Annotated in this window: 17 protein-coding genes, 1 tRNA gene and 1 pseudogene; 10 read left to right on the top strand and 9 right to left on the bottom strand. The window is 66.3% G+C overall.

Annotation, left to right across the window (positions count from 1 at the left end):
• The first annotated feature begins 405 nt into the window (after window positions 1–405).
• The 8 genes from AB6807_RS21795 to AB6807_RS21760 all read left to right on the top strand — a co-directional run bounded on the left by AB6807_RS21795 (window position 406) and on the right by AB6807_RS21760 (window position 8388).
• Window positions 406–888, top strand: coding sequence for a type VI secretion system tube protein Hcp (locus tag AB6807_RS21795; protein ID WP_116911054.1), 483 nt, complete (start codon window positions 406–408; stop codon window positions 886–888).
• A gap of 293 nt (window positions 889–1181) precedes the next feature.
• Complete coding sequence (locus AB6807_RS21790) at window positions 1182–3443, top strand: type VI secretion system Vgr family protein (RefSeq protein WP_371086213.1); 2262 nt, start codon at window positions 1182–1184, stop codon at window positions 3441–3443.
• Between the two features lie 22 nt (window positions 3444–3465).
• Window positions 3466–4812, top strand: coding sequence for a DUF2169 domain-containing protein (locus AB6807_RS21785; RefSeq protein ID WP_371086212.1), 1347 nt, complete (start codon window positions 3466–3468; stop codon window positions 4810–4812).
• A complete protein-coding gene (locus tag AB6807_RS21780) occupies window positions 4809–5165 on the top strand; it encodes a DUF4150 domain-containing protein (protein WP_116911056.1) in 357 nt (118 codons plus the stop codon). Before AB6807_RS21785 ends, AB6807_RS21780 begins: the two co-directional genes overlap by 4 nt.
• A gap of 5 nt (window positions 5166–5170) precedes the next feature.
• Window positions 5171–6376 carry a hypothetical protein gene (locus AB6807_RS21775; protein ID WP_371086211.1) on the top strand — a complete coding sequence of 402 codons (1206 nt, stop codon included), beginning with the start codon at window positions 5171–5173 and terminating at the stop codon, window positions 6374–6376.
• A 16-nt stretch (window positions 6377–6392) separates the two neighbouring features.
• A complete protein-coding gene (locus AB6807_RS21770) occupies window positions 6393–6875 on the top strand; it encodes a hypothetical protein (RefSeq protein WP_286516414.1) in 483 nt (160 codons plus the stop codon).
• 25 nt (window positions 6876–6900) lie between these two features.
• Window positions 6901–7908 carry a hypothetical protein gene (locus tag AB6807_RS21765; RefSeq protein ID WP_371086210.1) on the top strand — a complete coding sequence of 336 codons (1008 nt, stop codon included), beginning with the start codon at window positions 6901–6903 and terminating at the stop codon, window positions 7906–7908.
• A 153-nt stretch (window positions 7909–8061) separates the two neighbouring features.
• Window positions 8062–8388 (top strand): hypothetical protein, encoded by a 327-nt coding sequence (locus tag AB6807_RS21760; RefSeq protein WP_371086209.1) that lies wholly within the window; start codon window positions 8062–8064, stop codon window positions 8386–8388.
• A gap of 47 nt (window positions 8389–8435) precedes the next feature.
• On the opposite strand, the gene AB6807_RS21755 is transcribed toward AB6807_RS21760, so the two are convergent.
• The 3 genes from AB6807_RS21755 to AB6807_RS21745 all read right to left on the bottom strand — a co-directional run bounded on the left by AB6807_RS21755 (window position 8436) and on the right by AB6807_RS21745 (window position 10157).
• Window positions 8436–9044, bottom strand: a complete 609-nt coding sequence (locus AB6807_RS21755; protein WP_371086208.1) for an HD family hydrolase — start codon at window positions 9042–9044, stop codon at window positions 8436–8438.
• 109 nt (window positions 9045–9153) lie between these two features.
• Window positions 9154–9591 (bottom strand): DUF4431 domain-containing protein, encoded by a 438-nt coding sequence (locus AB6807_RS21750; RefSeq protein WP_371086207.1) that lies wholly within the window; start codon window positions 9589–9591, stop codon window positions 9154–9156.
• On the bottom strand, window positions 9588–10157 hold the full coding sequence (locus AB6807_RS21745; protein ID WP_371086206.1) for a helix-turn-helix transcriptional regulator: 570 nt from the start codon (window positions 10155–10157) through the stop codon (window positions 9588–9590). Before AB6807_RS21745 ends, AB6807_RS21750 begins: the two co-directional genes overlap by 4 nt.
• A gap of 57 nt (window positions 10158–10214) precedes the next feature.
• Here AB6807_RS21745 and AB6807_RS21740 point away from each other — a divergent pair, with 57 nt between their 5' ends.
• Window positions 10215–10400 carry a hypothetical protein gene (locus tag AB6807_RS21740; RefSeq protein ID WP_371086205.1) on the top strand — a complete coding sequence of 62 codons (186 nt, stop codon included), beginning with the start codon at window positions 10215–10217 and terminating at the stop codon, window positions 10398–10400.
• 93 nt (window positions 10401–10493) lie between these two features.
• Complete coding sequence (locus AB6807_RS21735; RefSeq protein ID WP_371086204.1) at window positions 10494–10811, top strand: hypothetical protein; 318 nt, start codon at window positions 10494–10496, stop codon at window positions 10809–10811.
• Window positions 10812–10825: 14 nt separating this feature from the next.
• Here the strand turns inward: AB6807_RS21735 and AB6807_RS21730 are convergent.
• From AB6807_RS21730 to prfB, 6 genes and pseudogenes are all read right to left on the bottom strand, one after another.
• Window positions 10826–10996: pseudogene (locus tag AB6807_RS21730) on the bottom strand (DNA/RNA helicase domain-containing protein); the annotation flags it as partial.
• Between the two features lie 97 nt (window positions 10997–11093).
• Window positions 11094–11169 (bottom strand) — tRNA-Thr (locus tag AB6807_RS21725).
• 25 nt (window positions 11170–11194) lie between these two features.
• The gene (locus tag AB6807_RS21720) at window positions 11195–12208 is read right to left on the bottom strand and encodes a class 1 fructose-bisphosphatase (RefSeq protein WP_116911070.1); all 1014 of its coding nucleotides are present in this window, start codon (window positions 12206–12208) and stop codon (window positions 11195–11197) included.
• A 23-nt stretch (window positions 12209–12231) separates the two neighbouring features.
• Window positions 12232–14925 carry an aminopeptidase N gene (pepN, locus tag AB6807_RS21715; protein WP_116911071.1) on the bottom strand — a complete coding sequence of 898 codons (2694 nt, stop codon included), beginning with the start codon at window positions 14923–14925 and terminating at the stop codon, window positions 12232–12234.
• Window positions 14912–15598, bottom strand: coding sequence for an HAD family phosphatase (locus AB6807_RS21710; RefSeq protein ID WP_116911072.1), 687 nt, complete (start codon window positions 15596–15598; stop codon window positions 14912–14914). Before AB6807_RS21710 ends, pepN begins: the two co-directional genes overlap by 14 nt.
• 3 nt (window positions 15599–15601) lie before the next feature.
• Window positions 15602–16706, bottom strand: a protein-coding gene (prfB, locus tag AB6807_RS21705) for a peptide chain release factor 2 (RefSeq protein ID WP_116911073.1) whose coding sequence is annotated in 2 segments (ribosomal slippage) — window positions 15602–16624 and window positions 16626–16706 — 1104 coding nt in all. Because the reading frame shifts where the segments join, the coding sequence is not laid out codon by codon here.
• Window positions 16707–16722 lie beyond the last annotated feature (16 nt).

Below are 16722 nucleotides of genomic sequence, written 5' to 3'. Positions count from 1 at the left end.
GACCCGCGCCGAAGTCATCGCCAAAGAAGCCTTTGTCTCATTGCCTCGTCGGGCGATGCATCAACTTAAAACTTATTGTCTTGTTTGGCGCGTGGCGTGAAGAGATCGACAAAAAAGATCTGCGAAAGCTGTCGATCAATTGCAAAAAGTTTGTTAAAAATCGGGCGCCTTGCAGACGCTGTGTCGCCGTTTGATCGAACGCACAGTGGGCAAGAATGGATTCGAAGGTGCGATGTAGCGCGAAAGCGTTGCTCTTGAGAAATATCCCGGCCCCGCTGTGTCACCAGCGCCCGGGTGTCATCAAAGTTTATTTCGCGGCCGTCATCCTGCAGGCAAACGTGGTTGGTTGGTGGCTGGTTTTCACAGTGTCCGAGCGGACACGCAACAACTGAGGGAGTTGATTTCATGGCAGTAGACATGTTCATGCGCGTCGAAGGCGCAGGCGGCGAATCGAAGGACGCGAACCACAAGGAGTGGAGCGACATCAAGTCCTTCGCCTGGGGCGCGACCCAACCCGGCAACATGGTGAGCGGCGGCGGAGGCGGCGTGGGCAAGGCCAGCTTCAACGACCTGCAAGTGCTCGCGCGCATCGACAAGGCCGCGCCTTCCGTGCTGAAGAACTGCGCCAGCGGCAAGCACCTGGCCAAGGTCGAGGTGTCGGTGTGCAAGGCCGGCGGCTCGCAGATCGAATACACCCGCGTCACCCTCGAAGAAGTGCTGGTCACTTCGGTGCAGTACACCGCCGAGCAAGGCTCCGACGCGGTGTTCGTGCAGTACGCCTTCCAGGCCGCGAAGGTGAAGCAGCAGTACTGGGAACAGACCGACAAGGGCGGCAAGGGCGCCGAGACGGTGCTGGGCTGGAACCTGAAGGAAAACAAGGAAGCCTGACCCCGCTGCGGCGGTCCTCTTGCACCCGCAAGAGGACGCGCAGGGCCAAAGGAGCCGAAGAGGCCAAAGGGGCCAAAGAGGCCGAAGAGGCCACAGGGAACGGCAGAAGAGGGAAGGCGCGCGCAGCGCGGCAAGAACGACAACAACGGGGAGCGCGCAAGCACACACACGCGCGCCTCCTAGCCGCGCATTCACGCAACCGCACAGGCACTTTGCATGGCAACGCCGCAGGCGTCGCTTGCTGCGCGCGCCTGTGCCATTCGCAAGTCGATTCGAATACCAGGGAGAGTGTCATGCCACCAGGCGCCGCGCAGTCCGTTCGCGTCCTGACCGCGTCGTCGGCCGCGATGCCGACCTTGGGCGGCCAACCGGCGCTGGAGCCCATCGCCATCGAGGGCGACGAAGGCCTGGGCAGCCTGTTTCGTTACACCGTCACCCTGGGCACGCCCGACCAGGCCGGCTTCAACGAGCGGCAGGCGGCCAATGTCGACATCAAGCAGCTGGTGGGCCAGGCGTTCACCGTGCACCTGGTGCTCGACGGGCGGCCCGGCGCGGGGGAAGAGAAGCGCCACATCTCGGGCCTGGTCACGCGCGTGCGCTTCCTGCGGCTGGAGGGCCGGCGCGCGCTGTACGAGGCCGTCATCGAGCCCTGGCTCACGCTGGCCACGCGCACGAGCGACTACCGCATCTTCCAGAACAAGAGCGTGCTCGACATCGTGGCCGAGGTGCTGGGCGACTACGACTTCGCGCACGAGATCAAGGCCTCGCGCAGCTACCCGCCGCGCGAGTTCCAGGTTCAGTACGGCGAGAGCGACCACGACTTCATCGCGCGGCTGCTGCACGAGTGGGGCCTGTACTACTTCTTCGCGCACGCCGACGGCAGCCACCGGATGGTGATCGTCGACGACATGGCCGCGCACCAGCCCTACGCCAACGCGGCGTACCAGAAGGTGCCCTTCCACGGCGCCGAAGACACGGTGCGCGAAGAGCACTGCGATCGCTTCAACGCCTGCGAAACGCTGCAGAGCGGCCGCTGGGTGACCGACGACTTCGACTTCAAGCGGCCCAAGGCCCGCCTGCAGCAGGTGAGCGCCATGCCGCGCAAGACCGCGCAGAACACGCAGGAGCGCTACGGCTGGCCGGGCGACTACGTGGTCGAGTCCGAGGGCGAGCAGCTGGTGCGCACGCGCATGGAAGAGCAGGGCAGCCAGGGCGAGCGCGCCAGCGGCTCGGGCAACCTGCGCGCCGTGGTGCCGGGCTGCCTGCTCACGCTGGAGCGGCATCCGCAGAACGAGTCCAACCGCGAGTACCTGGTGACCGACGCGCACCTGCGGGTGCAGGACATTGGCGACGCCAGCGGGCAGCAGGCCTTCGAGTGCCGGGTCGACTTCGAGGTCATTCCCAGCAGCAAGGTGTTCCGCTGCGCCGCGCCCGCCGTGCCGCGCCCGCGCACCACCGGCCCGCAGACCGCCATCGTCACCGGCCCCGCGGGCCGCGAGATATGGACCGACGAGTACGGCCGCGTGAAGCTCAGCTTTCACTGGAACCGCTACTGCAGCAAGGACGAGAACAGCTCCTGCTGGGTGCGCGTGTCGTCGCCCTGGGCCGGCACCAACTTCGGGGGCATCCAGATACCGCGCATCGGGCAGGAGGTGATCGTCGACTTCGAGCATGGCGACCCCGACCGCCCCATCGTCACCGGCCGCGTCTACAACGCCGACAACATGCCGCCGTGGGCGCTGCCGGCCAACGCCACGCAAAGCGGCCTGCTCACGCGCAGCAGCGAAGGCGCGAGCGACGCCAACGCCAACGCGCTGCGCTTCGAGGACAAGAAGGGCGCCGAGCAGCTGTGGCTGCACGCCGAGCGCAACCAGGACATCGAGGTCGAGAACGACGAGACCCACTGGGTGGGCCACGACCGCAGCAAGACGGTGGACCACGACGAGACCGTGCACGTGAAGCACGACCGCACCGAAACCGTGGACCACGACGAAACCATCACGGTGCACAACGACCGCACCGAGACCGTGGACGGCAACGAGACCATCACCATCCACAAGAACCGCACCGAGACCGTGGACCTCGACGAGCGCATCACCGTGCACAAGAACCGCACCGAGCGCGTCGACCTGAACGAGACCATCGGCATCGGCATGAACCGCACCGAGACCGTGGGGCTGAACGAAACCATCCACATCGGCGAGCACCGCAGCGTGACCGTGGGCGGCGCGAAGATGGAAACCGTGGCGCTGGCCAAGGCCGAGACCATCGGCCTGGCCAAGGCGCTGACCATCGGGCTGGGCTACCAGGTGTCGGTGGGCGCGGCGATGAACACCACGGTGGCGTTGATGCAGACGGAGCAGGTGGGGTTGTCCAAGCGGGTGGATGTGGGCAAGACGCTGACGCTGCAGGCCGGCGAGCGCATCGAGCTGGTGTGCGGCAAGAGCTCGCTGGTCATGACCTCGCAGGGCGTGGTGACCATCAACGGCTCGTCCTTCGATTTCTCCGCGAGCGGGCCCGTGCAGGTGAGCGGCAAGGACATCGACCTCAACTGACCCCACGAAGAAGACACGCACCGTGGAGTTCCGCAATCTCACGCCCTTCGACGCCCTGTGCTTTCGCGCGGCCACGCCCAGCGACCGCGAGTACCGGGTGGTCGCGATGAAGGTGGGCTACCGGCTCGTGCAGGATGCGCGGGGCGCGTGGGCGGCCGAAGTGAACGACGACGACCCCGTGCCGCTGGCAATGGCCGACGCCTACTGGGGCGAGGAGGGCGCGTCGAGCCCGCGCGAAGAGAGCGATCTCGCACCCTGCAAGCCGCGTTGCGACGTGATCGTGAATGCCACCGCCCATGCGCCCCACGGCGTGGCGGCAAGCGAATGGGACGTGCGCGTGAAGGTGACGGCCGGCCGCCAGTGGGTGCGGGCCCCTGAGCCGCCCCGGCCCCTGCACCCGGGCGCACGGCTCACCTCGCAGCAGCAAGCCGCGTGGGACGACGAGCGCCAGCGTGCCAGCGCGCAGGCCGTGCCGCGCGCCGTGCTCGACAAGCGGTTGCGCGTGAGCGGTCCGTCGCTCTTCTACCTGCGCAACGGGCGCGAATGGGCGCGCACCGCCAGCGAGCCCATGCTGAGCCTGGACATGCGATGGGAGCACGCGTTTGGCGGCCGCACCTTGCTGCGCAAGCCCGGTGCGCGCGACGACGCGCCGCCGCTGCTGAACGAGGTGTGCTTTTCGAACCCCCTCGGCCAGGGGTGGCTGGACCGCCGCGCCATCGAGCAGGCGCGCCACGCCGGCCTGCCCGACATCGAGCGCATGCCGGCGCCGCGCATCGAATTCGCGCACGAGCGCATGCATCAGCCCCTGCTCGCCACACATGCCGGCACCGACCTGGACGCGCGGGCCATGGCAGAAACCGCCAGGGGCTACGGTCGCGCGCCGGCCGGCCTGGGCGTGGTGGGCCGGGCCTGGGCGCCGCGGCTGGCGCTGGCCGGCACCTACGACGATGCCTGGCTCGCGCAGCGCCACCCCTGGCTGCCGCACGACCTCGACTTCGGCTACTGGAATGCCGCGCCCGCCGACCAGCAGGTGCCCTACCTGCCGCCCGATGCATGCATCGAGCTGTGGAACCTGAGCGAGCCGGCATCGACGCCCGACGGCCACTTGCGCGTCACGCTGCCCGGGCACCGCGCGCTGGTGCTGCTGCGGCTGGAAAACGGCGCGCTCCTGCCCCTGCCCATGGTGACCGACACGCTGCTCGTCGATGCGCAGGCCATGACGCTGTCGCTGGTGCACCGCGTGTGGATCCCGTCGGACGCGCCCGTGCGGGTCGTCGAGACGCGCTTCGAGACCGACCCCGCCGCGCCATTGGTTCGCCCCGCGCCGCACGCGGCCGCCGCACCGGGTGCGATGGAGCCCGTGGCATGACCGCCAACGTCGCCGCCCGCAAGCAGGGCAGCTGGCGTGTCGTGAGCCTGGCGCCTGACGTGTGCAAGACCCCGATGGGGAGCGCCATTCCGCCCGTGCCGTATCCGGTCACCGCGCAGCTGGCGAGCACCACCGCGGTGGCCAGCAGCGTGCGCGCCAACGGGCACCCGGTGGTGGTCTACGACATGAGCGTGGTGCCCACCACCATCGGCGACGCGGCCGGTGCCGCCAAGGGCGTGAAGAGCGGCACCGTGCAGGGCAAGTGCTACCCCAAGGACCACAGCCGCACCGTGCGCGCCGAGGGCAAGCTGCTCGTGCGCCACGACGACCTGTTCTGGATGAACGGAAAGTAGCGCGCATGGCCGTCACGGTGGACATCGCTCCCGCGTTCAGCAGGTCGGTCGGCAATGGCGGGCGGCTGGTGGGCTACAACCACGCCGACTCGGTGTCGCTGCTGTACTTTCCGTCCGACCTGGGGCCGGCGCAGAACACCTGGAACATGTCGCACGAACAGTACGAGGCGCTGCGGCAGGAAAAGCCCACGCTCGAACTGCCCGAGCTCAAGCCGCGCAAGCCCGGCACCAACGCCAACGGCAACACCCTGGGCACCGTGGTCGGCGAAACCCCCTCGACCGCCGCCAAGGCGCAGCAGGCCAACCCCGAGGTGAAGCCCGAGACGCCGAAGGAAGAGAGCTGGTGGAGCAGCTGGGGCAGTTCGGTCACGCACACGGTGCTCGACATCGGCGGCGTCATTCCGGTGGTGGGTATTTTTTCGGATGGTGCCAACGCGGCCATCTACGCGGCCGAAGGCGACTACGCGAATGCCGCGATCTCCGGCGCGTCGGCGGCGGCCAACCTGGTGCCCGGCGGCGGCATCGCCGCCAAGGCGGGCAAGGTGGCGATCAAGGGGGCGTTGAAAGGCGGCGAGCGCGCCGGGATCAAGCAGGCCGAGAAGCTGCTCGCGGAGCGCATTGCGAAAGAGAAGCTCGAGAAGGAAGCCGCGGAGGCCGCGGCCGAAAAAGCGGCGCAGGAAGCGGCGGAAAAGAAGGCCGCTTCAAAGGCCGAGTCGGGTGGCTCCAAGAAGAAGGACACCCAGGTCAAGAAGAAGCCCAAGCCAAAGCCCAAGTGCGGACAGAAAGGCCCCTACAAGGACCGCAACAACCACGACAACGCGGGCGTGAACTGGGATCATGTGCCTTCCAAGGAGGCGCTGCTCAGGGCTGCTCGCGAGGTCAAGGGCGAAGCCCTGAATGCCCTTGAGATCGCGGCCATCGTCGAAAATGCGCCGACCATTGCGATCCCGGGCGAGCTCCACCAGAAGCACAGCGAAACCTACGGTGGTCGGCAGCACCAGAAGATCGACGGCCTGAAGCGCCCCGACAGGGACATGCAAGACCTGCAGCGAGCGGCCAAGGAGAACACGGACAAGATTCTCGAGTCCATCGACAAGTACGACCCCGGCTGCAAAGGGGCCTACAAAAAGGCGGCCGACGAGATCACGAAAATGACGCACGGCGAATGGAAGAAATGGTTGAAGAAAATCATGAAATCCGTCGATGAATGAAAACAGGAAACACACCATGACATTGACCGAACTGTTGCCCTTCATTGGATGCTCCGAGCTGAACGCCGGACTCGCGGAACTGATGAAGTCCGCCGGCGGGAGCATCTCTTCTCTTTCCATGAAAAAGCTTCGCTCGCAAGGTGTGGAGGGCATGGAGTTTCATGCGCAGGGCCTGTCCTTGACCTTCAACGAGCGAGAGGACTACATCAGGACCTATGCCGAACCCAAGGACGCCGGCGAAGCCATTCTGGTGGCCGTGTTTGCCTATGTCGCCGGCAGCAAGACCTTCACGCCCTACACCGGGCCGATTCCGTTCAGCACCGGCCCCGTCGCGACCCGCGAAGACGCACTTCGAGAGTTCGGCACGCCCGCGCGCACCGAGGAAGAGGACGACGTCATCGAGTGGGACCAATGGCTCAAGGACGGCTTTCAGATGCGTGCCAGGTACAGGGACGACGGCGCGGTGAAGATCGTGTCGATCACCCTCCCGTTCAAGTAAAGGCGTGCATGCCCCGGCGTCGCAAATGAACAACCAGGCTCACGCCTTGCAGGCAAGCAACCATCTGCTGGGGCACGCCTGGGAGAGTGCGCCGGTGCAAGCACTGATCGAGGGCTGGGAGCAACGCGAATGGCTGGACCAGGAGGCGTTGAAGAAGGCCCGCGCCGACCATCGCCTTTCGCTCGTGAATCCGGGGTTGGGCATCTACTTGTTCTTCACCGATGCCGATCGCTACGAGGCGCGATACGGCCCGCCTCGCAGCCAGGGCAGTTTGATACTCAGCCGGGTCACGCTGATGCTGCATTTCAATTCGCAATGGTCCCCGTACGCGGGCACCTTGCCTCTGTCGTTCCGAGCGGACGAGATGGTGGGCGATGTGTTGCAGCGACTGGGCTCGCCCGCGGAAATGTGGCGCGTGGGCTTGAAGGTCTCGAAGGCGCGATGGCCTCTTGCGGATGCCGAAGTGGACGCGAGCTTTGAGCAGGGCACCGGCCGGCTCAAGCTGGTGACATTGACTCCGCCCCGCGTAACGCCGGTGCTGGCAAGCGCGGTGCCATCGCCAGAGCAGTTCGCAGAACACTTCGGCCGGCCGCTCGACGAGCTGCGAGGCGATGCGCGGTTCGACATCTTTTCGCTCGGCGAGAAAGCGCGTGAGATTGCCGAGTACGGCGAGGCCGACTACTCCGAGCAGCTCGGCATGGAGCTCTATTTCAAGCCCGGTGCCGACATGGCGGACTTCATACCCGAAGCACCGCGCACCCGCCAACCCTGCCTGAGCGGCGTGCGCTACAGAGCCGACCTGGATTTTCAGAGCAGCGGCTATGCGGGCCCCTTGCCTTGGGGCCTGCAGATGAGCGACCCCCTCGACGTGGCAACCGCGAAGGCTGCGGGGCAACTGGTCAGGCAGGTGTTGGACGAGGACGACGGCTACCAGTTGTGGCGCACCGACCTGTGCGACGTGCACGTGCTGCACAGCTTTCTTGAAGACCGCATCTACCGCGTCACGCTGCTGGCACGCGGTTGCTACGAGTAGCCCGGGCGCAGCGCGAGCGCTGATTTTTTATGCATGCCTCAGTGCCATCGAGCTGTACGCAGTCGCCGGCCGGGGCTGCGGGTGGCATCGCGATGGCAGCCGCTGGACCCGGCTCCCATTCCCCTCGAACATGCTGCTGAGCGGCGGCGCGCCATGCTCGACATCTATTTCATCGACCCCTCGCGCACGCACATGCCCAAGGACCCGCGCGGCCTGGAGCGCGCGGGCGCCATCGACTTCGACGCGCACGGCTCGCTGGCCGCGCTGTTCGATGCGTGCAGCCAGGCAGGCTTGAACCTGCGGTACTTCGACGACTCGCTGCTGAGCCCCACGCAGGTGGTGAGGATGCTGGAGATGTTCATCGCCAAGGCCGGCACGCTGGCCAGCCACCGCGGGCAGGCCGCCGCCTTCAAGGCCATGCACGACATGCTCTCGCGCGCCGCGGACCGGGGCATGGGCCTTGCGGCGTTCTGCGACTGAGTTGTCGACTGATTTATCGACCGATTTGCCGACCGGCTATCGACCGGCTATCGACTGGCCCCCTGGCCGCGCAGGGGCGCCATGCGCCGCCGCGTGTCCGCATCGACCAGCTCGCGCAGCGCGCTGAACAGCGGCGTGGTCCCCGTGTGCTTGCGGCCGTAGCCCAGGTTGAAGGCGTAGTCGAAGTCCGCGGGGTTCGCGCCCTGGTTGTGCTGCAGCATCGTCTCCAGCTTGTCGAGCGCCTTCACCGCCTGGGCCTCGGGCGTGGTGGCGGCGTCGTACTCGTCCCACAGCGCGAGCAGTTCGCCGTGCAGGCCGAGCGATGCCTCGCCGGGTGGCTGGAGCGGCGCCATCAGCGTGAGCAGGTCGTGGCGCTCGCGCGCGCCCTTGTCGGGGTGCGCGGCCTGGCTGATGGCCGGAATGTCGCCGTTGATCGCCTCGCCCAGGTCGTGCACCACGCACAGCTTGAGCACCTTCAGCAGGTCGAGCGGCGCCAGCTCTTCGGCGAAGGCCATCGCCATCAGGCACAGCCGCCAGCTGTGCTCGGCCGTGCTCTCGGCGCGGCCTGAAGAGGTGTGGCCGCTGCGCAGCACGTCCTTGAGTTTTTCCGCCTCGCGCAGGAAGGCGAGCTTGCCCTTGAGTGTCTCGGTGTTCATCGCCGGGCATCGTAGGCAGGCGGCGGGGCGATGTCCACGCATGAGATATGCGTGCTGGTGCGCTAGATGGCCCGTTACATGGCCCGCTACATGGTCACTGACCGGGCGGCTACTTCGCGGGTGCGATCGACACCGCAAAGACCAGCACGCTCGTCTGGTGGTTGCCGTTGTCCGCATGAAAGAGCTTGCCCCGCACCTGCACCCGCTGGCCTTTCAGGCGCTTGAACGCGGCCATGTTCGCGGGGTCCAGCGCCATGTGCAGCAGCACCACGCCATGTTCGGCGGGCCAGTCGCGCGGCGCGTCTTCGGCAACGGCGATGGGCTCGGCCAGCCGTATCGCCGGAAACTTGAGCTTCACGCCATCGGGCGTCATGCCGTCGGCGGAGAGCAGCGTGCCCTGCAGCGTGACGATGGCGGGGTCGTAGGGGAGGGGCCTGGCGGCCGCGGCAGCGGGCGGGAACGCGAAGGCCAGGGTGAGCGCAAACGCCAGGGCGAGGGCCCTGCCCAAGGCCATGCGTGCAGCGAGCGCGACGGGTGCGCGGGTCATTGAAGCGAGGGCGCGGGCGGCGTTTCGTCCAGTGTTTCGACCAGCCGCGCCGACGTGCCATCGGACAGCGTCATGCGCGTCCACCGGCACACGCTGGGCACGATGGGCACCAGCGCCGATCCGTTGGTGCCCGTGGCGAACTCCAGCGACGGCGGCGCCAGCGCGTCGCGCCAGCCGATGCGCTCGAGCATCGCCTCCTTGCCCGCGATCTCGGCCGTGGCATAGCGCCACAGCGAGCGGCCCAGCAGCGTGGACAGCGGCGCGCCGAACTCGGCCTGCCTGCGCGCGGAGCAGGCCAGCAGGCGGTGCGTGATGTCGCACACCAGGTGCACCGCGCGCGGGCTCTCGCCCACCAGCCGGGCCAGCGCGTGGTCGGCAGCCGCGTCGAGCCGGGCCGACAGCAGCTGCTCGGCCGTCGCGCGCTCGGCCGGCTCCATCGCCTGCGCGCCGGACTCCCAGCGGGAGATGGTCGACTGGTTCACGTTGAAGAGCTGCGCCGCGTGCGCCTGCTTCACGCGGTGGAGCAGGCGCCAGCGCCTGAGCGCCGGGCCGAGCGAAGAGGCCATCAAAGGCGTGATCGATGAAGCGATCGGTAGCCCGATGCCGGATCTGATGAGCGGGTCTTGCATGTCGATTTCTCGTCGCCGCAGACGGCTATTTTGTTTGGCTTTGCGGATGCGGGCAAAGTTGCGCAGAAGCGCATTTGTTCGCAGCACCAGGCTTCCAATGCAGCGTTTCTCTCCCTACATTTGATGACCGCCGCGCCTCACGGCGTGACACCGATGCACATCGCAGCGGTGTCGATGTGAGGCAAAAGTGAGAAGAGGCGACGGCCAAGGTGCGCTAACACCATGGCCGTCTGACCAATCAATGTGCAATTCTTTGGAAAGGCAGCACACCAAATGGCTGATCAAATTATCGCCGGGCAAAACTCGCCCACCCCCAACGACCCCGCCGAGGGCCCGGACGCGTTGGACATTCTTGAGAACAAGTTGACCCAAATGCAATCTCTGCTGAGTTGCTGCTACGGCGACTGGAGCGAGTGGTTCGAGGGAATAGGGGAGCGGCACCGGGACAACATCATGTGGATCGCGTCCGACCTGGCGGACGATGTTGCCCGGCTCGCCCAGGAGCTGTTGAAGCGGCTCAACGCGATGGATCGGCCACTAGCCAAGCCTGAAGGAGCCCCTCAGCCGGCGAGCGCCAGCGCCCGTCGCTGATCTGAAGGATCTTTTCAAGGCTTGGTGAAGACCGCGGCAGGCGCACCGGGTGACAGCCGGTCGCGAAAGTAGAGCGCGGTCTCTTCGTCGCTGCAGTAGACGTAACACCCTTTCATGCCGCGCGTCATGAGCGTGCGGTAGGTGTTCTTGATGATGAGGTCGGCTGCTGCAGCGGCGTTTTTTGGGGTGGTTTCGTCTTAGGGAGCGTTTTGTGGCTACAGCAGGCCTAGTTGAAGCAGAAACGAAAAAGCCCGCTACCTTTTGGATAGCGGGCTTTTTAATTGGTGCCGGAGAGATGAATCGAACACCCGACCTTCTCATTACGAATGAGCTGCTCTACCGACTGAGCTACACCGGCGAAGCCTCAGATTATACCCACAGTTTTATGCCTTCTCGGCGTGGTACTGCGTCAAACGCTCAACTTCGTTTCGCGAACCCAACAGCACGCTCACGCGCTCGTGCAGCTTGGTCGGCTGCAGCTCCAGAATGCGCTGCTTGCCGTTGGTGGCGGCGCCGCCGGCCTGCTCGATCAGCCAGCTCATGGGGTTGGCCTCGTACATCAGGCGCAGCTTGCCGGCCTTCTCGGGCTCGCGCTTGTCCCACGGGTACATGAATACGCCGCCGCGCATCAGAATGCGGTGCACGTCGGCCACCATGCTGGCAATCCAGCGCATGTTGAAGTCCTTGCCGCGCGGGCCTTCCTTGCCGGCCAGGCACTCGTCGATGTAGCGCTTCACGGGCTCGTCCCAGTGGCGCATGTTGCTCATGTTGATGGCAAATTCCTTGGTGTCAGCCGGAATCTGGATGTCTTCCTGCGTGAGCACGAAGCTGCCCTGCTCGCGGTCGAGCGTGAACATGGCCACACCGTTGCCCACGGTGAGCACCAGGGTGGTCTGCGGGCCGTAGATGCAGTAGCCGGCCGCCACCTGCTGCGTGCCGGGCTGCAGGAAGTCGTTTTCCTGCACGCCGGGGTGGTCGTCGGGCTTCTTCAGCACGCTGAAGATGGTGCCGATGCTCACGTTCACGTCGATGTTGCTGCTGCCGTCCAGCGGGTCGAACATCAGCAGGTATTCGCCCTGCGGGTAGCGGTTGGGCACGACGTGGATGGTTTCCATCTCCTCGCTGGCCATGGCCGCCAGGTGGCCGCCCCATTCGTTGGCCTCGATGAGCACTTCGTTGGCGATGATGTCCAGCTTCTTCTGGATCTCGCCCTGCACGTTCTCGCTCTCGGCGGTGCCCAGCACGCCGCCCAGCGCGCCTTTGTTCACGGCCTGGCTGATGCTCTTGCAGGCGCGGGCCACCACTTCGAGCAGCAGGCGCAGCTGGCCCGGAATGAGGCCGCCGGCGCGCTGTTGTTCGACGAGATAGCGGGTGAGGGAAATCTTTTGTTGAGCCATGTTTTCTCTGTTCAGTCTCTTGCTTAGTTACCTGCCAGGGCGCGGGTCACGACTTCGTGCGTGTCCTTGCTCAGGTCGGGCTTGGCGGCCACGCGGGCGATGGCTTCGCGCGCGGCGCTGCGGTAGGGCTCGGCCAGCTTGCTCCAGCGGTCGAGGGCGCGCGCCAGGCGGGCCGCCACTTGCGGGTTGATGGCGTCGAGCTCGGTCACGCGCTCGCTCCAGAACACGTAGCCTGCCGCGTCGGGCCGGTGAAAGGCGCCGGGGTTGGCGCTGCAGAAGGCAAAGATCACGCTGCGCGCGCGGTTGGGGTTCTTCAGCGAGAAGTCGGGGTGCTTCATGAGCTGCTTCACCAGGGGAAGGATGTCGCCGCCGCGGTCGCTGGCACCGGCCTGCAGCGAGAACCACTTGTCGATGACCAGCGCCTCGTCCTTGAAGATGGCGTGGAAGCGCGCGAGCGCCTGCGCGGCCAGGGTGTGGCCCGACGACACGAGGGCGTTGAGCGCGTTGAAGCGGTCGGTCATGTTGCCCGCGTCCTTGAAGCGCTGCAGCGTCTTGCCCGGCCACACCACGTCGCCCGAGGCGCGCGCTGCAAGGCACAGGAAGTTCAGCGCCATGCCGGCCAGCGCGCGGCGGCCGGACGAGGTGGGGTCGGGGCTGTAGGCGCCGGTGTCCTTGTTGTCCTCGTACACCTGCTGCCAGTCGCTGAAGAGGGCGGTGGCCAGCTGGGCGCGCATGGCTTCGCGCACCAGGTGCACGCGCTGCGGGTCGACCACGTCGAGCTGTTCGGCGATGTAGGTTTCCGAGGGCAGGGTGAGCACCAGCTCCTTGAAGGCGGCGTCGAGCTGCGGGTTGCGCAGCACGCTGCGCATGGCGTCGATGTAGGCGTCGTTCAGCACCGGGGTGGTGTCGGTGGCCAGGGCGGCAATGCCCTGCAGCGCGGCGCGCAGGCCCAGGCGCTGGCCGGCTTCCCAGCGGTTGAACGGGTCGGGGTCGTTGGCCAGCAGGGTCAGCAGCTGGGCGTCGGTGTAGTCGAAGTCCAGGATCACCGGCGCGCTGAAGCCACGCAGGATGGAAGGCACGGGTTCGGCGTCGAGGCCCACGAAGGTCAGCTGCTCGCCGGCGCGCGAAAGCACCAGGGTGCGTGTGCCGCGCGTGACTTCGCTTTCGCCTTCGAGCTGCAGCGGCAGTTCGCGGCCGTTGGCGTCGAGCAGGCCCACGTTCAGCGGAATGACGAAGGGTTCCTTGGTCGGCTGGCCGGGGGTGGGCGGGCAGCTTTGCACCACGCTGAGGGTGTAGCTGCGGTTCTGCGCGTCGTACACGCCGTGCGCGGCCAGGCGGGGCGTGCCGGCCTGGCTGTACCAGCGCTTGAACTGGGGCAGCAGGCGCGCCAGCTCCGATTCGGGGTTGGCGTCGGCAATGGCCTGCGCGAAGTCGTCGCAGGTCACGGCCTGGCCGTCGAAGCGTTCGAAGTACAGGGTGATGCCCTTTTCGAAGCCCTTGCGACCGACCAGCGTCTGCATCATGCGCACGACCTCGGCACCCTTCTCGTAGATGGTGACGGTGTAGAAGTTGCTGATCTCGATGTAGCTGTCGGGCCGCACGGGGTGGGCCATGGGGCCGGCGTCTTCGGGGAACTGGGCGGTGCGCAGCACGCGCACGTCCTCGATGCGCTTCACGGCGCGCGCCGAGGCGTCGGCGCACAGGTCCTGGCTGAACTCCTGGTCGCGGAAGACGGTGAGGCCTTCCTTCAGCGACAGCTGGAACCAGTCGCGGCAGGTCACGCGGTCGCCGCTCCAGTTGTGGAAGTACTCGTGGCCGACCACGCTTTCGATGTTGCTGTAGTCGGCGTCGGTGGCGGTGGCCTGGTTGGCCAGAACGTACTTCGTGTTGAAGATGTTCAGGCCCTTGTTCTCCATGGCGCCCATGTTGAAGTCGCTGGTCGCGACGATCATGAAGCGGTCCAGGTCCAGCGGCAGGCCAAAGCGGGCCTCGTCCCACAGCACGGAGTTGATGAGCGAGTTCATCGCGTGCTCGGTCTTGTCGAGGTCGCCGGCGCGCACGTACACCTGCAGCAGGTGGTCGCGGCCATTGCGCGCCTTGATGCGCTGCTCGCGCGCCACGAGCTTGCCCGCCACCAGGGCGAACAGGTAGGCGGGCTTCTTGAACGGGTCGACCCACTTGGCGAAGTGGCGGCCCTCGGGCAATTCGCCTTGCTCGACCAGGTTGCCGTTGGACAGCAGCACCGGGTACGCGGCCTTGGCGGCGCGCAGCGTCACGGTGTACATGGCCATCACGTCCGGGCGGTCCAGGAAGTAGGTGATGCGGCGAAAGCCCTCGGCCTCGCACTGCGTGAAGAAGGTGTCTTCGCTCACGAACAGGCCCATCAGCTTGGTGTTCTTGATGGGGCAGCAGGTGGTGAAGAGCTCGAGCTCGAAGGCGTCGGGCAGGCCGTCGATGACGAGCTGGTCGCCTTCCATGCGGAAGGACGCGCCCTGGCCGTTGACCAGCACGCGCGCCAGGTTCAGCTCGTCGCCGTCCAGGCGCAGCGGCTGCACCGGCACCTCGGGGTTGCGGCGCATCTGCATGCGGTTGAGCACGCGTGTCTTGGCGGGGTCGAGGTCGAAGGTGAGGTCGACGGTGTCGATCCAGTACGCCGGGGCGGCGTAGTCTTCGCGGCGGATGGCAATGGGTTGCCCTTGAGCGTCACGTAGCAGCATCGAGTGTCTCCAGAAAGTTCGAGTGGGCGAGTTCGTTGTAGTCGCGAACCGCGGCAATCACATGGGGGCCGGCAAGCTCGGCGGCGGTATGGGTGCTGCACACGGCCACGGCGCGCATGCCGCCGCGGCGCGCGGCCTCGATGCCGAAGGGCGCGTCCTCGAAGACGATGCAGCGCTCGGGCGCAATGCCGATGCGCCGCGCGGCTTCCAGGAAGATGGCGGGCGTGGGCTTGCCGCTGAAGCCTTCGTCGCCACCCACGATGGCCAGGGGCAGCGGGCTCATCTTCAGGCGCGACATGGCGAACTCGATGTTGCCCTTGTCGCCCGCGGTGCCCACCGCCACCTTCAGCCCGCGCGCGACGGCGGCCTTGGCGAAGGCGGTGAAGCCGGCCACCTCGGTGAAGTTGTCGTGGAAGAGGGCGCGGTAGATCTCTTCCTTCTCGTGCACCATGGCCTGGCACTCGGCATCGGACAGCTCGCGCTCGAACAGCTCGCGCATGCTCTCCGCGCCGGTGCGGCCGGTGGTGCGCGCCAGGATGTCGCTCACGTCGAGCGCGAGGCCGTGGCGCTCCACGAATTCGACCCACGACCGCGCATGCCAGGGCATGGAGTCGATCATGGTGCCGTCCATGTCGAAGATGAAGGCTTCGACCTTGCCGTGTGTCAGCGTCATCGGTTACACGCCCTGCTTCAGCGAAGCTTCGATGAACACGTCGAGATCGCCGTCGAGCACCTTCTGGGTGGCCGAGACTTCGACGTTGGTGCGCAAATCCTTGATGCGGCTGTTGTCCAGCACGTAGCTGCGAATCTGGTGGCCCCAGCCCACGTCGGTCTTGCTGTCTTCGAGCTTCTGCTGTTCTTCCTGGCGCTTGCGCATCTCGAAGTCGTACAGGCGCGAGCGCAGGCGCTTCCACGCCACGTCGCGGTTGCTGTGCTGGCTCCGGCCGTCCTGGCACTGCACGACGATGCCGGTCGGAATGTGCGTGAGGCGCACGGCCGAGTCGGTCTTGTTGATGTGCTGGCCGCCCGCGCCCGATGCGCGGAAGGTGTCGGTGCGCACGTCGGAAGGGTTGATCTCGATTTCGATCGAGTCGTCGATTTCCGGGTACACGAAGATGCTTGCAAAGCTGGTGTGGCGCCCGCCCGACGAGTCGAACGGCGACTTGCGCACCAGGCGGTGCACGCCGGTCTCGGTGCGCAGCAGGCCGAAGGCGTAGTCGCCTTCCACCTTGATGGTGGCGCCCTTGATGCCGGCGGTGTCGCCGGGCGTCTCGTCTTCGATCTGCGTCTTGAAGCCCTTGCGCTCGGCGTACTTCAGGTATTGGCGCAGCAGCATGCTGGCCCAGTCGCAGGCCTCGGTGCCGCCGGCGCCGGCCTGGATGTCGACGAAGGCGTTCAGCGGGTCGGCCGGGTTGTTGAACATCCGGCGGAATTCGAGCTGCTTGATGTCGGTTTCGAGCGTGGCGGCGTCATCGGCAATGGCCTGCAAACCGTCCATGTCGCCATCGGCCTTCGACATCTCGAAGAGCTCGGTGTTGTCCGACAGGCCGTTGGTGAGGCGGTCGAGCGTGACGACCACGTCGTCGAGCGACTTCTTTTCCTTGCCCAGTTCCTGGGCCTTCTTCGGGTCGTTCCAGACGTTCGGGTCTTCGAGCGATGCGTTGACTGTCCTCAGTCGTTCAGCTTTGGCATCGTAGTCAAAGATACCTCCGTAAATCGACCGTACGGACGCTCAGGTCCGCGAGCATTGCGCCGATTTGGTTGATTTGTTCTGCGTCCATGGGGTGTCCTGACTGT

This window comes from Variovorax sp. RCC_210, assembly GCF_041355175.1.
Lineage (GTDB): Bacteria > Pseudomonadota > Gammaproteobacteria > Burkholderiales > Burkholderiaceae_C > Variovorax.
Note: the sequence above shows the minus strand (reverse complement) of the source record. Positions and strands in the feature narration are given on the sequence as shown.

Excerpts from the sequence above, each read along its gene's own strand:
- AB6807_RS21720 (WP_116911070.1), bottom strand. The coding sequence starts at position 12,208 with ATGGCTCAACAAAAGATTTCCCTCACCCGCTATCTCGTCGAACAACAG.
- AB6807_RS21795 (WP_116911054.1), top strand. The coding sequence starts at position 406 with ATGGCAGTAGACATGTTCATGCGCGTCGAAGGCGCAGGCGGCGAATCG.
- AB6807_RS21710 (WP_116911072.1), bottom strand. The coding sequence starts at position 15,598 with ATGACGCTGACACACGGCAAGGTCGAAGCCTTCATCTTCGACATGGAC.
- AB6807_RS21765 (WP_371086210.1), top strand. The coding sequence starts at position 6,901 with ATGAACAACCAGGCTCACGCCTTGCAGGCAAGCAACCATCTGCTGGGG.
- AB6807_RS21750 (WP_371086207.1), bottom strand. The coding sequence starts at position 9,591 with ATGACCCGCGCACCCGTCGCGCTCGCTGCACGCATGGCCTTGGGCAGG.
- AB6807_RS21755 (WP_371086208.1), bottom strand. The coding sequence starts at position 9,044 with ATGAACACCGAGACACTCAAGGGCAAGCTCGCCTTCCTGCGCGAGGCG.
- AB6807_RS21745 (WP_371086206.1), bottom strand. The coding sequence starts at position 10,157 with ATGGCCTCTTCGCTCGGCCCGGCGCTCAGGCGCTGGCGCCTGCTCCAC.
- AB6807_RS21760 (WP_371086209.1), top strand. The coding sequence starts at position 8,062 with ATGCTCGACATCTATTTCATCGACCCCTCGCGCACGCACATGCCCAAG.
- AB6807_RS21790 (WP_371086213.1), top strand. The coding sequence starts at position 1,182 with ATGCCACCAGGCGCCGCGCAGTCCGTTCGCGTCCTGACCGCGTCGTCG.
- AB6807_RS21780 (WP_116911056.1), top strand. The coding sequence starts at position 4,809 with ATGACCGCCAACGTCGCCGCCCGCAAGCAGGGCAGCTGGCGTGTCGTG.
- AB6807_RS21775 (WP_371086211.1), top strand. The coding sequence starts at position 5,171 with ATGGCCGTCACGGTGGACATCGCTCCCGCGTTCAGCAGGTCGGTCGGC.
- pepN (WP_116911071.1), bottom strand. The coding sequence starts at position 14,925 with ATGCTGCTACGTGACGCTCAAGGGCAACCCATTGCCATCCGCCGCGAA.
- AB6807_RS21770 (WP_286516414.1), top strand. The coding sequence starts at position 6,393 with ATGACATTGACCGAACTGTTGCCCTTCATTGGATGCTCCGAGCTGAAC.
- AB6807_RS21735 (WP_371086204.1), top strand. The coding sequence starts at position 10,494 with ATGGCTGATCAAATTATCGCCGGGCAAAACTCGCCCACCCCCAACGAC.